13 protein-coding genes are annotated in these 12,560 nt (G+C 69.3%); 4 read left to right on the forward strand and 9 right to left on the reverse strand.

Going from position 1 to position 12,560, the window contains the following annotated elements; all coding sequences use genetic code 11:
• The 4 genes from FOZ70_RS36120 to FOZ70_RS36135 all read left to right on the forward strand — a co-directional run.
• Positions 1 to 1,879, forward strand: a 1,879-nt coding sequence (locus tag FOZ70_RS36120) for an FtsX-like permease family protein (protein WP_219707808.1), incomplete at its 5' end; no start/stop codon positions are given.
• A gap of 43 nt (positions 1,880 to 1,922) precedes the next feature.
• A complete protein-coding gene (locus FOZ70_RS36125) occupies positions 1,923 to 2,333 on the forward strand; it encodes a group II truncated hemoglobin (protein ID WP_006398765.1) in 411 nt (136 codons plus the stop codon).
• Between the two features lie 104 nt (positions 2,334 to 2,437).
• Complete coding sequence (locus FOZ70_RS36130) at positions 2,438 to 3,169, forward strand: alanyl-tRNA editing protein (protein ID WP_059855571.1); 732 nt, start codon at positions 2,438 to 2,440, stop codon at positions 3,167 to 3,169.
• On the forward strand, positions 3,166 to 3,783 hold the full coding sequence (locus tag FOZ70_RS36135) for a DUF924 family protein (RefSeq protein ID WP_021161114.1): 618 nt from the start codon (positions 3,166 to 3,168) through the stop codon (positions 3,781 to 3,783). Before FOZ70_RS36130 ends, FOZ70_RS36135 begins: the two co-directional genes overlap by 4 nt.
• A gap of 185 nt (positions 3,784 to 3,968) precedes the next feature.
• Here FOZ70_RS36135 and FOZ70_RS36140 read toward each other — a convergent pair whose 3' ends face one another.
• The 9 genes from FOZ70_RS36140 to FOZ70_RS36180 form a co-directional block, all read right to left on the reverse strand.
• A complete protein-coding gene (locus tag FOZ70_RS36140) occupies positions 3,969 to 5,861 on the reverse strand; it encodes a hypothetical protein (RefSeq protein ID WP_059487315.1) in 1,893 nt (630 codons plus the stop codon).
• Between the two features lie 229 nt (positions 5,862 to 6,090).
• A complete protein-coding gene (locus FOZ70_RS36145; protein ID WP_048020479.1) occupies positions 6,091 to 6,852 on the reverse strand; it encodes an SDR family oxidoreductase in 762 nt (253 codons plus the stop codon).
• Positions 6,853 to 6,874: 22 nt separating this feature from the next.
• On the reverse strand, positions 6,875 to 7,456 hold the full coding sequence (locus FOZ70_RS36150) for a TIGR00730 family Rossman fold protein (protein ID WP_048020480.1): 582 nt from the start codon (positions 7,454 to 7,456) through the stop codon (positions 6,875 to 6,877).
• Positions 7,453 to 8,211, reverse strand: a complete 759-nt coding sequence (locus FOZ70_RS36155; RefSeq protein WP_021161119.1) for a TetR/AcrR family transcriptional regulator — start codon at positions 8,209 to 8,211, stop codon at positions 7,453 to 7,455. The genes FOZ70_RS36150 and FOZ70_RS36155 overlap by 4 nt, the downstream gene beginning before the upstream one ends.
• A 206-nt stretch (positions 8,212 to 8,417) precedes the next feature.
• A complete protein-coding gene (locus tag FOZ70_RS36160; protein ID WP_048020482.1) occupies positions 8,418 to 8,954 on the reverse strand; it encodes a diacylglycerol kinase in 537 nt (178 codons plus the stop codon).
• Complete coding sequence (locus FOZ70_RS36165; protein WP_027786855.1) at positions 8,951 to 9,985, reverse strand: glycosyltransferase family 1 protein; 1,035 nt, start codon at positions 9,983 to 9,985, stop codon at positions 8,951 to 8,953. The genes FOZ70_RS36160 and FOZ70_RS36165 overlap by 4 nt, the downstream gene beginning before the upstream one ends.
• Before the next feature lie 29 nt (positions 9,986 to 10,014).
• Positions 10,015 to 10,953 (reverse strand): UDP-2,3-diacylglucosamine diphosphatase, encoded by a 939-nt coding sequence (locus FOZ70_RS36170; protein WP_060049784.1) that lies wholly within the window; start codon positions 10,951 to 10,953, stop codon positions 10,015 to 10,017.
• A gap of 250 nt (positions 10,954 to 11,203) precedes the next feature.
• On the reverse strand, positions 11,204 to 11,710 hold the full coding sequence (locus tag FOZ70_RS36175; protein WP_060322836.1) for an RDD family protein: 507 nt from the start codon (positions 11,708 to 11,710) through the stop codon (positions 11,204 to 11,206).
• A gap of 6 nt (positions 11,711 to 11,716) precedes the next feature.
• Complete coding sequence (locus FOZ70_RS36180) at positions 11,717 to 12,475, reverse strand: DUF3106 domain-containing protein (RefSeq protein WP_219707809.1); 759 nt, start codon at positions 12,473 to 12,475, stop codon at positions 11,717 to 11,719.
• Between the last annotated feature and the right edge of the window lie 85 nt (positions 12,476 to 12,560).

Genomic DNA, 12,560 nt, shown 5'->3' on the forward strand with positions numbered 1-12,560 from the left:
GCTGGTCGCCGGCGACCAGCAGGCCGTCGCGCGCTTCGAAGCGTATGCGCACGCACGCGTCGACGGCGGGAAGCTGCGCGGTGCCGGTCTCGAGTCGCTGCAGGAAGGCCAGCCGCAGGTGCGGCAGACGCTGGATCGCGCGCGCCACTTCCTGACGCTCGTCGCGCTGCTCACCGCGCTGCTCGCGGCGGTCGCGATCGCGATGGCCGCGCAGCGCTACATGCGGCGCCACCTCGACGGCTGCGCGACGATGCGCTGCCTCGGCGTGAGCCGCCGCACGCTCGGCGCGTTGTTCGCGCTCGAATTCGCCGGCATCGGCGTCGCATCCGGCGCCGCAGGCGCGGTGCTTGGTTACGGCGGCCACTGGGCGTTGCTGGCCGCGCTCGGCGGACTGATCGACGTGGTGCTGCCGCCGCCCACGCCGTGGCCGGCGCTGATCGGCGTGGGCGCCGCGCTCGTGCTGCTGCTCGGCTTCGCGCTGCCGCCGCTCGTGCCGCTCACGCGCGTGCCGCCGGTGCGCGTGCTGCGGCGCGAGTGGGGCGACGCGTCGCGCACCGCGTGGGCCGCGTATGCGATCGGCGTCGTGCTGTTCGCGGGGCTGCTGATCGTGGCTGCGGGCAACCTGAAGCTCGGGCTGATCGTCGCGGGCGGTTTCGGAGGCGCGCTGGTCGGTTTCGCGCTGATCGCGCGGCTCGTGCTGTTCGCCGCCGCGCGGGCGGTGCGCAACGCGCGTGTGGCCGCGGGCGTCGGCTGGCGTTACGCGCTCGCGTCGCTGCACCGGCGCGGCACGGCCAGCGCGCTGCAGATCACCGCACTCGCGCTCGGCCTGATGTGCCTGCTGCTGATCGCGATCACGCGCAACGACCTCGTTGCGGGCTGGCGGCAGTCGACGCCGCCCGATGCGCCGAACCAGTTCCTGATCGATATCCAGCCCGACCAGCGTGCCGACGTCGCCGCGTATCTGACCGCGCACGGCGTGCGCGACGCGGTGCCCGCGCCGATGGTGCGCGGCCGCCTCGTCGCGATCAACGGCAAGCCGGTGAATCCGGATGCCTACCCGTCCGACGAGGCCCGCCGGCTCGTCGACCGCGAGTTCAACCTGTCTTATACGACCGAGCTGCCGTCCGACAACCGGATCGTCGAAGGCGACTGGTTCGGCACCGCGGCCACGCCGCAGATCTCGATCGAGGCCGGTCTCGCGAAGACGCTGAACGTGAAGCCGGGCGACGTGCTGCGCTTCGACGTGACGGGGCTGACGGTCGACGCGCCGATCACGAGCGTGCGCAAGCTCGACTGGGGCTCGTTCCGCGTCAATTTCTTCGTGCTGATGCCGCCGCCGGTGCTGAAGGATTTCCCGGCCGTGTACCTGACGAGCTTCCATCTGCCGGCCTCGAACGCCGCGCTGCTCGATCCGCTGATCGCGCGCTACCCGAACCTGACCGCGATCGACGTCGCGCCGATCCTCGCGCAGTTGCAGCGGATGATGCTGCAGGTGGTCGGTGCGGTGCAGTTCCTGTTCGCGTTCACGCTCGCGGCCGGTGTGCTCGTGCTCTACACGGCGCTGGCCGGCACGCGCGACGAGCGGGTGCGCGAGGCTGCGCTGCTGCGCGCGCTGGGCGCATCGCGGGCGCAGGTCAATGCGGTGCAGCGCGCGGAATTCATCGTGGTCGGCGCGCTGGCCGGCGCGCTGGCTTCGGCGGGCGCGATCGCGGTCGGCTGGGTGCTCGCGTCGCGTGTGTTCGACTTTCAGCTCGCCGTCGATCCGTGGCTCGTGCCGGCCGGCATCGCGGCCGGCGTCGCGTGTGCCGGTGCGGCCGGCTGGCTGAGCCTGCATAATGTGCTGCGGCGCCCCGCGCTGCAGTCGCTGCGCGACGCATGAGCGTCGTCGGCGGCCCCGAAGATCCCGTTTTCCGACTATCCGTATGACCGATGTGAATGACGATGCGCCGTCGCAGCCGACGGCGTTCGAACTCGTGGGCGGCGAAGCCCGCGTGCGCGAAATGGTGGACCGCTTTTACGACCTGATGGACCTGGAGCCCGAGTTCGCGCAGATTCGCGCGCTGCACCCGGCGTCGCTCGACGGTTCGCGCGACAAGCTGTTCTGGTTCCTGTGCGGGTGGCTCGGCGGCCCCGACCACTACATCAGCCGGTTCGGCCATCCGCGGCTGCGCGCGCGGCACCTGCCGTTCCCGATCGCGTCGGTCGAGCGCGATCAGTGGCTGCGCTGCATGGCGTGGGCGATGGAGGATGTCGGATTGCCCGAACCGCTGCGTGAGCGGCTCATGCATTCGTTCTACGATACGGCCGACTGGATGCGCAACCGGCCCGGTTGACCGACCGGTACGCCGCTGCATGCGCGCGGGCGATCTGCGTCTGGGCGCGCGCACCACGTGGCGCGACACTGGCCGCTTCTCCCGATCGATACGAGGTTTGCCCGATGACGACACAAGCGCTGTTTCGCGAAGACGCGTACCTCACGCAATGCGACGCGGTCGTTCTGGCCGTCGGCGAAGACGGCATCTGGCTCGACCGCACCGTGTTCTATCCGCTCGGCGGCGGCCAGGCCGGCGACACCGGCACGCTGACGCTGCCCGACGGCAGCACGATCGCGATCGCCGATACGCGCAAGGCGAAGTTCGACGGCGCGACCCCCGACGATGCCGTGCACGTGCCCGCACCGGGGCAGGAGGCGCGTGTCGCGGCGCTCGTGCCCGGCACGCGCGTCGCGGCGGAGATCGACTGGCTGCGCCGCTACCGCCACATGCGCCTGCATACGGCCGCGCACCTGATGTGCGCGGTGCTGCCGTACGCGGTCGACGGCTGCAGCGTGACGGCCGACTATGTCCGCCTCGATTTCGCGACGTCCGACCCGATCGACCGCGACGATGTCGAGCGGCGCCTCGCGGGCCTGGTGGTCGGCGCGCACCCGGTCACGACCGAGTGGATCACCGACGACGAGATGGCCGGGCGGCCGGACCTCGTGCGCACGATGAGCGTGAAGCCGCCGATGGGCCTCGGCCGGGTGCGGCTGCTGCGCATCGAGCATGTCGACCTGCAGCCGTGCGGGGGCACGCATGTGCGCAACACGGCCGAAATCGGCGAGCTGCGAATCGCGAAACTGGAAAAGAAGAGCGCGCGCACCCGGCGCCTCGTCCTGGAGTTTGCATGACGATCGACACCATCCACGCAGGCACGGCGGCGCTCGATCCGCATGCGCGGGAGATCCTGGATTTCTGGTTCGGCGAGCCGGGCTCGGCCGAATTCGGGCAGGCGCGCAAGGTCTGGTTCAACGGCGGGGCGGCGTTCGACGACGTGCTGCGCACACGCTATGGCGCGTTGCTCGACGCTGCGTGCGACGGCGGGTGCGATCACTGGGCCGGCTCGCCGCCGGGTGCGCTTGCGTTGATCGTCGTGCTCGACCAGTTCTCGCGCAACATCCATCGCGGTACGCCGCGCGCGTTTGCCGCCGACCCGAAGGCGCTCGCGCTTGCACGCCGCGTGGTCGCGGCCGGCTGGGACGCGCAGTTGCCGAGCGGACATCACCGCGCGTTTGCGTATCTGCCGTTCGAGCACGACGAGTCGGTCGAGAGCCAGCGAGAGGCCGTGCGCCTGTGCGCGGGCATTCGCGACGAGGCAGGGTGCGAAAGCTATCACCGCTTCGCGTTGCTGCATGCGGCCGTCGTCGAGCGCTTCGGCCGCTTTCCGCACCGGAACGCGATTCTCGGACGCGAGTCGAGCGACGAGGAAACGGCGTTTCTTCGCGAGCCCGGTTCGTCGTTCTGAAGATCCGCGCAGTCGCGCAATAAGGGGAGGGGGCGGCCCTGCGGCGTCGCGCGGCCACCGTGTCAGCCGGGCGCGCCGGTCGGCGGCGCGCGTTTCCCGGCGGCTGTTCGCGTGTCAGGCGGCGGTGTTCGCCGTTCCACGCATGGCACGAGGGGACGCACGACGGTGCGCCGCGCCGCCCTCCGTCACTGCAGGTGCTGCTCGGGCGTGCGCACGTACACGCGCAGCAGTTCGTCGTTGTCGCCCGGGCGCGCGCCCGACCAGAACAATTTCCATTCGCTGCCCGGCGCCGGATCGACGGCCCGCACACCCTGGACGATCATCCAGGTGCAGCGCGTCGTTTTCGCGTCGTCGATCGGCGTGTGCTGGATGCCGGAGAAGTAGTACAGCATCGGCGCTTCCGATTCGCCGAGCCCGTGCAGGCTCGCCATGCAGTCGCCGTCGTTCCATTCGAGCGCGAGATGCGCGTTCAGGTCGTCGAACACCGAGCGGTAGCTCTTCGCGACGTCGAGCCACGGCAGGAGCAGCGTGTAGATGAGCCCCCATGCGACGAGCGCGCCGGCGCCCCACGACAGTGCGCCGCGCCAGAGGCCCGTCGCGCGCAGCTTCGGCAGCAGCGTGAGCCAGCCGACCGTCAGCACGAGCGCGCCGGTCACGAGCGCGGGTTCGATCGGCATCGTCCAGTCGAGCGGCAGCCAGCGGCCGAGCGGCGCCAGATCCGCGCGCGACGCGGCCGGATCGGCCATCACTGCCCAGATTGCCCAGGCGAGCGCCGCGGCCGTGCCGAACAGGATGCGGCTCAGGTAATCCCACGCGAGATGCAGCCGGCGCGGCAGGCGTTCGATGGCCTGCGCGGCGACCAGCGCGAGCGGCGCGAAGAACGGCAGGATGTAGAGCTGGCGCGACGTCGCGGACACTTGCAGCACGGCGAGACCGATGCCGGTGAACAAGACGGGCAGCGCGACGCGCGGCGTCCGCCAGTCGCGCCACACGCCGCGCGCGAGCGCGACGATCGCGAGCGGCGCGACCGGGAAGCCGACGAGCAGGAACGCGCGGAGGATGAAGAACGGCTTGTCGTTTTCCGCGCCCAGTTCGGGGACGGAGAAGCCGAAGAAGCGGCCGACGTTGTTATCCCAGAACCACGTCATGAACAGCGTCTCGGAGCGCATGAACAGCGCGGTCGGCCAGATGAGCGCGAACGGCGCGAACACGAGCGCGGCGATGCCGAGCGCGCGCGCGAACGAGCGGGTGCGGCAGGCCGGATAGAGCACCAGCGCGCCGACGAGCGAGGCCGCGAACACGAGCGGCACGAACAGCCCCTTCGCCATCAGCGCAATGCCGACGCCCGCGCCGAAGATCGGTGCGGCCCAGCGGCCCGACGGTCGGACCGGCAGCCCGTGGCGCATCTGCTGCGCGCGCGCGACGTGCTGCATCACGAGTTCGAGCAGCCCGCTGAAGCCGATTGCCGTGCCGGCGAACAGCGCGACGTCGGTCATCATGTCGTGCACGTGCTTGATGACGACGAGCGTGCCCGCGCTCAACACGACGGGGCCGATCACGCGCAGGTCGAACCAGGTGTCCGCGCGGCTGGCGACGCGCGCCGTGCGCGCGATGAAGCCGAACGCGAGCGCGGCGAACAGCGCGCTCGCGAGTCGTGCCGCATCGTGCAGCGGCATCACGCGCTGCAGCAGCCATGCGAGGCTGGTCGCGACCCACGCGTAAAGCGGCGGCTTTTCCATGAACGGCAGGCCGGCATTGGTCGGCACGACGAAGTCGCCCGTCTCGAGCATGTGCTGGATGATGCCGAACGTGTAGGTTTCGTCCTGTTTCCACGGATCGTGACCGAGTACGCCCGGCAGCACATACGCGCAGATCAGCGCGGCGACGAACAGCCATGCGCGCCAGCCGAGCAGGAGCGAGCGCTCGTGCGTGGCGCTGGTTGCGACGGTCGAGGCGGCGTCGGGCGTGCCGGCGACGTCGAGCGTTGCGGTGAGGTCGGTGTCGGCGGTCGAGCGGGTGTGCTGAGCCGGGGCGGGCACAGACGTGCGTCGCCGGCTGGGCGCTGCGGTTCCGGGCATGGAAAAGATCTCGGGTCGAGTCGAGCCGGTCCGGCGACATGGGCAGGACCGATTAGGGCCACATCAGGGGGTAACGGACAGGTGTTGATGAGGCCTGTCTGAATGCCCGCTAGTAGACCACGGATTTATTACGAGAGTTTACTCGTAGCGTCACGGAATTGTGGAGATTTGTGGTGTCGTGACGACTGATCGTCTCGGGCGGCGGTTTTTGCTGCGCCGCAGTACGGCATTACCGGCCGCCGCCGACGTCGAGCAGGGCACCCGTCGTGTAGGACGCCGCGTCGCCAAGCAGCCAGACGATCGCTTCGGCGATCTCCTGCGCTTCGCCCGCGCGGCCGAGTGGCGTCGTTGCGCCGAGGCGGGCCGCACGGCCCGGCTGGCCGCCGCTCGCGTGAATTTCGGTCTCGATCAGGCCGGGGCGTACCGCGTTGACGCGCACGCCGTGCGGGCCGAGTTCCTTCGCAAGACCGATCGTCAGCGAATCGACCGCGCCCTTCGAGCCCGCGTAGTCGACGTATTCGTTCGGCGAGCCGAGCCGGGAGGCGATCGACGATACGTTGACGATCGCGCCGCCGCGGCCGCCACGGTCGGTGGACAGCCGGCGCGCCGCTTCGCGCGCGCACAGGTACGCGCCGAGCACGTTGGTGTCGAACATCCGCCGCAGCCGGTCGGCCGGCATGTCGGCGAGCGGCATCGACGGCGCGACGATGCCCGCGTTGTTCACGAGCGCGTCGAGGCGACCGAATGCGGCCGTGACGGTGTCGAACATCGCGACGACGTCGGCTTCGTTCGCGACGTCGCCCGCGACGACGCAGGCACGGCCGCCCGCGTCGCGGACGGCCTGCGCGGTGAGTTCGGCCGCCGCCGCGTCGCGCGCGTAGTTGATGCCGACGTCCCAGCCGCGCCCGGCCGCGAGCACGGCGGTCGCGCGGCCGATGCCACGGCTCGCGCCGGTGATGAGGACGGCCTTGCGGTCGGACGGTGCGGTCATCGCGTGCGGGTTCCGGTGACGGTTACTTGGCCGCGTCGGGCGCCCACTTGTCGCGGGCGGGCGGCTGGTAACGACGCAGTCGCTCGATCAGTTCGACGGGTTCGGATTCGACGCACAGCGCGTCGAAATAGGCCGGACGCATGAAGCCTTCGTCGACCGTATGGCGCAGCAGCGCGATCAACGGATCGTAGAACGAATCGATGTTGTAGACCGCGACGGGCTTGCGGTGATAACCGAGCTGCGCCCACGTGTAGACCTCGAAGAGCTCTTCGAGCGTGCCGGCGCCGCCGGGCATCGCGACGAACGCGTCGGAGAGGTCGGCCATCATTTTCTTGCGGTGGTGCATGTCGGGCACGACGTGCAGTTCCGACAGCCCCGTATGGCCGACTTCCTTGTCGACGAGCAATTCGGGGATCACGCCGACCGCCCGGCCGCCGGCCGCCATCACTTCGTCGGCGATCACGCCCATCAGGCCGACGCGGCCGCCGCCGTAGACGAGCGTGAGGCCCGCATCGACGAGCGCGCGGCCGAATGCGCGCGCGGCGTCGGCATAGACGGGCCGGACGCCGGACGACGAGCCGCAGTAAACACAGACTGCCTTCATTGCTTGGAATCCTTGGCGGGGGCCTGCCCGGTGACGACGGGGCTGTCTGCCGGGCGCGGCGAGCCGTCGCGCGGCGGCAGGTAGTCGGTGAACTGGCGCTTCGGCAGCTTGCCGGAGACCAGGTCGTCGAACAGCTGGCGCGAACGGCCGCGCAGGTACGGTGCCATCACGGAGATCACGTGCATGCTGACCTGGTGCAGTTCCTCGCGGATCGCGTCCTGGTCGTTGTACTTGCGCGGATGCATCACGTACTGATACGACAGCCAGTACGTCGAAATGACGGCCATGTTGGTGGCGATGACCTCGATCTCGGCGGGTGTCGCGACCATCTCGGCGTCGGACACGAGCAGCTCGCACATGTCGCGCGCGAAGCGCACCTTGTGGCTGATGATCTGCTTGAAGTGCGTCTCGAGCGTGCGATTGCGCGCGAGCAGGTCGTTGAGGTCGCGATACAGGAACCGGTAGGTCCACATGAAATCGGCCATGTACTGCAGGTACGACCAGGTTTCGTCGATCGTCGGACGGTGATCTTCGGGAAAGCGCAGCCGCCGTTCGATCTGCTGCTCGAACTGCGCGAAGATGCTGTTGATGATGTCGTCCTTGTTGCGGAAATGGTAGTACAGGTTGCCTGGACTGATTTCCATTTCCTCGGCGATCGTCGTGGTCGTGACGTTCGGCTCGCCGATCTCGTTGAAGAGTTTCAACGACAACTCGAGAATCCGTTCGCGGGTGCGGCGGGGAGGTTTCGCTTCCATGTCGTCCGGCCCTGTGTGTGCCGGACTGGCGGGCGCTGCAATCGATGCTGCGTGATTCGTCCGGCGCGGGTTGCTGTTCTATGTCTAGCGGACGATTATAAACCGGGGTTTCGCCACATCGGGCGCATTTCGTGTGCGCGGCCCCGCACGGCGCATGGTGCAGCGCCGCACGCGGGCGGTGCGCGGCGCGTGCGCCCGGCGCTCGTCTAGAAGCCCAGCCAGTGTGCGACGACCGGGCCGAGCACGAAGGCCCACGTCGTCACGCACGCGAACAGCGCGACGGTCACGGCCGCGCTGCCGAGGTCCTTCGCACGCTTGGAGAGTTCGTGGCGTTCGAGCGAGATGCGGTCGATCGCGGCCTCGACGCTCGAGTTCAGCAGCTCGACGATCAGCACGAGCAGCACCGACGCGATCAGCAGTGCGCGCGAGGCGGCCGGCACCGGCGCAAACGCGCCGATCGGGAGCATCAGCGCGGCGAGCGTGAGTTCCTGGCGAAACGCGCTCTCCTCGCGGATCGCGACGCGAAAACCGTTCAGCGAATGCTTGAGCGCGTACCAGGCGCGCGTGATGCCGCGGTGGCGCTTGTACGGGTTCGGCGGCAACGGCGTCAGCCGATCGTCGGGGCCGAGCGGCTCGTGCGCGTGCACGTCCGCATCGGCATGCGGCTCATCCTCGTCGAACGGACGGTGCCGTTGCGGCGTGGCGTCGGGGGGCGGGGACTTGTCGTTCAGGTCTCGTTTCAAACGGCGGCACCTTCTGCTGGCGAGTACGCGGTCTTCGGCAGCGGCTTCAGATGCGACGCGAACTGCTCGGACGCCGCGCGCCACGAAAAGCGTTCGGCCCATGCGCGCGCAGTCGCGCGTTCGATCTTCAGCGCTTCGAGGCAGGCTTCCTGCAGGTCCTCGTGCATCGCGCCGGCGTCGCCTTCGCCGAGCACGTCGATCGGGCCCGTCACGGGATACGCGGCAACCGGCGTGCCGCAGGCGAGCGCCTCGAGCAGCACGAGGCCGAACGTGTCGGTGCGACTCGGGAACACGAACACGTCGGCCGCAGCATACACCTTCGCGAGCTCGGCCTGTGACAGCACGCCGAGATAGTTTGCCTCCGGATAACGCGACTTCAGCTCCGCGAGCGCGGGACCTTCGCCCGCGACCCATTTCGAGCCGGGCAGGTCGAGGCGCAGGAACGCCTCGACGTTCTTCTCGATCGCGACGCGGCCGACATAGAGGAAGATCGGCCGCGCGGTATTGAGCACCTTCGATTCCATCGGCCGGAACACGTCGAGGTCGACGCCGCGGGTCCACAGCACCACGTTCGTGAAGCCGAATTTCTCGAGGTCCTGCTTGACGACCGGCGTCGGCGCCATCACCGCGAGCGACGGGCCATGGAACCAGTGCAGGAAGCGGTAGGTCGCCGCGAGCGGGATGCCGAAGCGCGCCTGCACGTACTCCGGAAAGCGCGTGTGATACGCGGTCGTGTACGGCAGCTTGCGCGAACGTGCATAGCGCCGCGCGGCGAGGCCGAGCGGGCCTTCGGTCGCGATGTGCAGCGCGTCGGGGGCGAACGCGTCGATCCGCGCGCGCAGCTTGCGGTACGGCAGGATCGACAGGCGGATCTCGGGGTAGGTCGGGCAGGGCACCGTGCGGAATTCCAGCGGCGTCAGCAGTTCGACGCGGTGGCCGAGCGCGGTGAGCTCGCGCGACGTGCTCTTCAGCGTGCGCACGACGCCGTTGACCTGCGGTTCCCACGCGTCGGTGACGATCATGATCTTCATCGCGGCAATGTCCTGTAGGTGCGGTTGTGTCAGGCAGTGGCCTTGGCCTTGCGCGACGTGGTGTCCGACGGTGCGGTGCGCATCACCGTCCAGTAGACGATCTTCAGTTCGCCTTCCATCGTTTCGACGAGTGCGGACAGGCTCTCGACCCAGTCGCCGTCGTTGCAGTACAGCACGCCATCGATGTCGCGGATCTCCGCCTTGTGGATGTGCCCGCACACGACGCCGTCGCAGCCGCGGCGGCGCGCCTCGTCGGTCATCACGGTCTCGAACTGCGAGATGAAGTTGACGGCGTTCTTGACCTGGTGCTTCAGGTACTGCGACAGCGACCAGTACTGGAAGCCGAGCCGGCTGCGGATCCGGTTGAACCAGCGGTTCAGCACGAGGATCAGCGTGTAGAGCGTGTCGCCGAGGTACGCGAGCCATTTCGCGTGCTGGATCACGCCGTCGAACAGGTCGCCGTGCACGATCCACAAACGTTTGCCTGCGAGCGTCGTGTGGAACGCCTCGCCGCGCACCTGGATGTCGCCGAACGCGAGGTCGCAAAACTGCCGCGCGCCTTCGTCGTGGTTGCCCGGGATGTAGACGACCTGCGTCCCCTTGCGTGCCTTGCGCAGGATCTTCTGCACGACGTCGTTGTGTGCCTGCGGCCAGTACCAGCCCTTTTTCAGTTGCCAGCCGTCGATGATGTCGCCGACGAGGTACAGGTACTCCGAATCGTTGTGGCGCAGGAAGTCGAGCAGATACGGCGCCTGGCAGCCGCTCGAACCGAGGTGGATGTCGGACAGCCAGATGGTGCGGTAGCGATGCGCGGACGAGTCGGGGTCGTCATGCTGCGTGGCATGACCGGCAGGCGGTTCTTGCGACACCAGCCCGTCGGTTGCGGCGGAACCGGACAGGAAGGCGGTGGCGGTGCGGGCGCCGAGAGGTTGACGGAACAGGGAGGTCGCAGACGTTTTCTGGCCCATGCATGACTCGCGCCGGTTGACATTACCGGCATTCCGCCATGCGGGCGTGACTGTGCCGTGACAGTCACGAGACGTTCTTATTACGACCGCTGCAAGGTGTTTAGCAGTGAATGCCGGGACGTTGTGTGGCCTGCCGTACCGAACGTCCGGCGCTTGTCCGGCAAGGCTGCCGGGCCGGGCGGGGGGGCGCCTCGGCGACGTTCTTTCGTCTGCTGAATGCGGTGTGTCAGTGCTTCAACGCGTCTGCGCGTCAGCGCGGAATGGCGACGATGCGCGTGCGTGCGATCCGGTCGTGCGGAAACTGGCGGCCGGCATGCAGCCGGGCCGCGCCGGCCCACACGACGATCCACGCGGCGGTGAGCGCGAGCGTGACGGGTACCGACAGGCCGAGGATCGGGTGCAGTGCGAGCGGCGGCAGGAACCACAGCCAGCCGAGCGCATAGCGGACGAGCGCGTGGCCCGCGCTCAGCGGCCGACCGCTCGACGATTCGAGCCGCAGCCGCCACGTCTTCATCGGCAGCGTCTGGCCGCCGTGGGTCCAGAACCAGACGAAGTACGCGCCGACCACGAGCGCGATCCAGGCGGCGAGCAGGTTGTGATGGACGAGGCCGTTGCGCTGCTGCGTCGCGAGGCTGAACGCGAGCCCGGCGAAGAACACCACGCCGAACAGCAGCACGCCTTCGTAGAGCAGCGCGGCGAGGCGCCGCCGCACGGACGGCGCGGCGGCCGGGTTTTCGGGGGCGCGGGCGTTCGCCACGGCCGCTCAGGAGCCCTTGAACAGCGAGGGGGCGTCGGCGGGCGACACCGGTGCCACGGCGGCCGGCGCGGATGCGGTGCCGGCCGTCGACGACGCGGGCACCGGCGGCGTGACCGCGGCCGGGACGGGCGCCGGCGCGGTGGTTGCGCCGCTTGCGGCGTGATCGTGCGAGTTGACGAGGCGGCGGACGTCACGGTCGGCGACGGTCGGCGGTGCGCTGACGACGCTCGGCCGGCGGCGGCGCTCGGCGGCCGCGAGACGTTCCTTCTGCTCCTCGGGGAGTTGCTGGTACGCCTTCCAGGCCCGCTCGCGCGCCTGCGCGGACAGCTCCTTCGCACTCTGGTAGTTCTCGCGCGCGACGCGGCGCTGCTCGGGCGTCATCCGCGCCCATTCGGTCATCCGCTCCTGCAGGCGCTTTTGATCATCGGGCGTCAACTTCGCGAAACGCGATGCGATCTTCAGCCATTTGCGCTTGCGCGCGTCGCTGAAGCCGTCCCACTGGTCGGCGAACGGCGCGAGTGCCGCGTGTTGCGCCGGCGTGAGGCGCGCCCAGGACAGCGGGCCGGACGCGGCCGGCAGCGGCAGGGGCAGCGGGGGGAGTTCGGTGGTCAGCCCGGTCGCGGCCGACGCGGGCGCGGCAGGGCTGTTGGCCGCGGCGGTGGGCGTCGCGGGGGGCGGGTGGAATCGTGGGTACGTGGCGACGTAGGAAACGGCGATCGCGATTACGCATCCGAAAAATACGGCCAGGCCGCGCTTCTGACTCACCCGTGCGATCCCCTCGTTATTGTCTGTTAGTGCGCACGCGACAGATACGCGTTGAACCCGTGATCGAGGTACGCGTTGAGCGGCA

It is taken from the genome of Burkholderia sp. COPS (assembly GCF_019425585.1).
GTDB lineage: Bacteria > Pseudomonadota > Gammaproteobacteria > Burkholderiales > Burkholderiaceae > Burkholderia > Burkholderia cepacia.

What these genes read in the sequence shown, in the direction of transcription:
- FOZ70_RS36125 (WP_006398765.1), top strand. Translation starts at nt 1,923, where the DNA reads ATGACCGATGTGAATGACGATGCGCCGTCGCAGCCGACGGCGTTCGAA.
- FOZ70_RS36130 (WP_059855571.1), top strand. Translation starts at nt 2,438, where the DNA reads ATGACGACACAAGCGCTGTTTCGCGAAGACGCGTACCTCACGCAATGC.
- FOZ70_RS36135 (WP_021161114.1), top strand. Translation starts at nt 3,166, where the DNA reads ATGACGATCGACACCATCCACGCAGGCACGGCGGCGCTCGATCCGCAT.
- FOZ70_RS36140 (WP_059487315.1), bottom strand. Translation starts at nt 5,861, where the DNA reads ATGCCCGGAACCGCAGCGCCCAGCCGGCGACGCACGTCTGTGCCCGCC.
- FOZ70_RS36145 (WP_048020479.1), bottom strand. Translation starts at nt 6,852, where the DNA reads ATGACCGCACCGTCCGACCGCAAGGCCGTCCTCATCACCGGCGCGAGC.
- FOZ70_RS36150 (WP_048020480.1), bottom strand. Translation starts at nt 7,456, where the DNA reads ATGAAGGCAGTCTGTGTTTACTGCGGCTCGTCGTCCGGCGTCCGGCCC.
- FOZ70_RS36155 (WP_021161119.1), bottom strand. Translation starts at nt 8,211, where the DNA reads ATGGAAGCGAAACCTCCCCGCCGCACCCGCGAACGGATTCTCGAGTTG.
- FOZ70_RS36165 (WP_027786855.1), bottom strand. Translation starts at nt 9,985, where the DNA reads ATGAAGATCATGATCGTCACCGACGCGTGGGAACCGCAGGTCAACGGC.
- FOZ70_RS36170 (WP_060049784.1), bottom strand. Translation starts at nt 10,953, where the DNA reads ATGGGCCAGAAAACGTCTGCGACCTCCCTGTTCCGTCAACCTCTCGGC.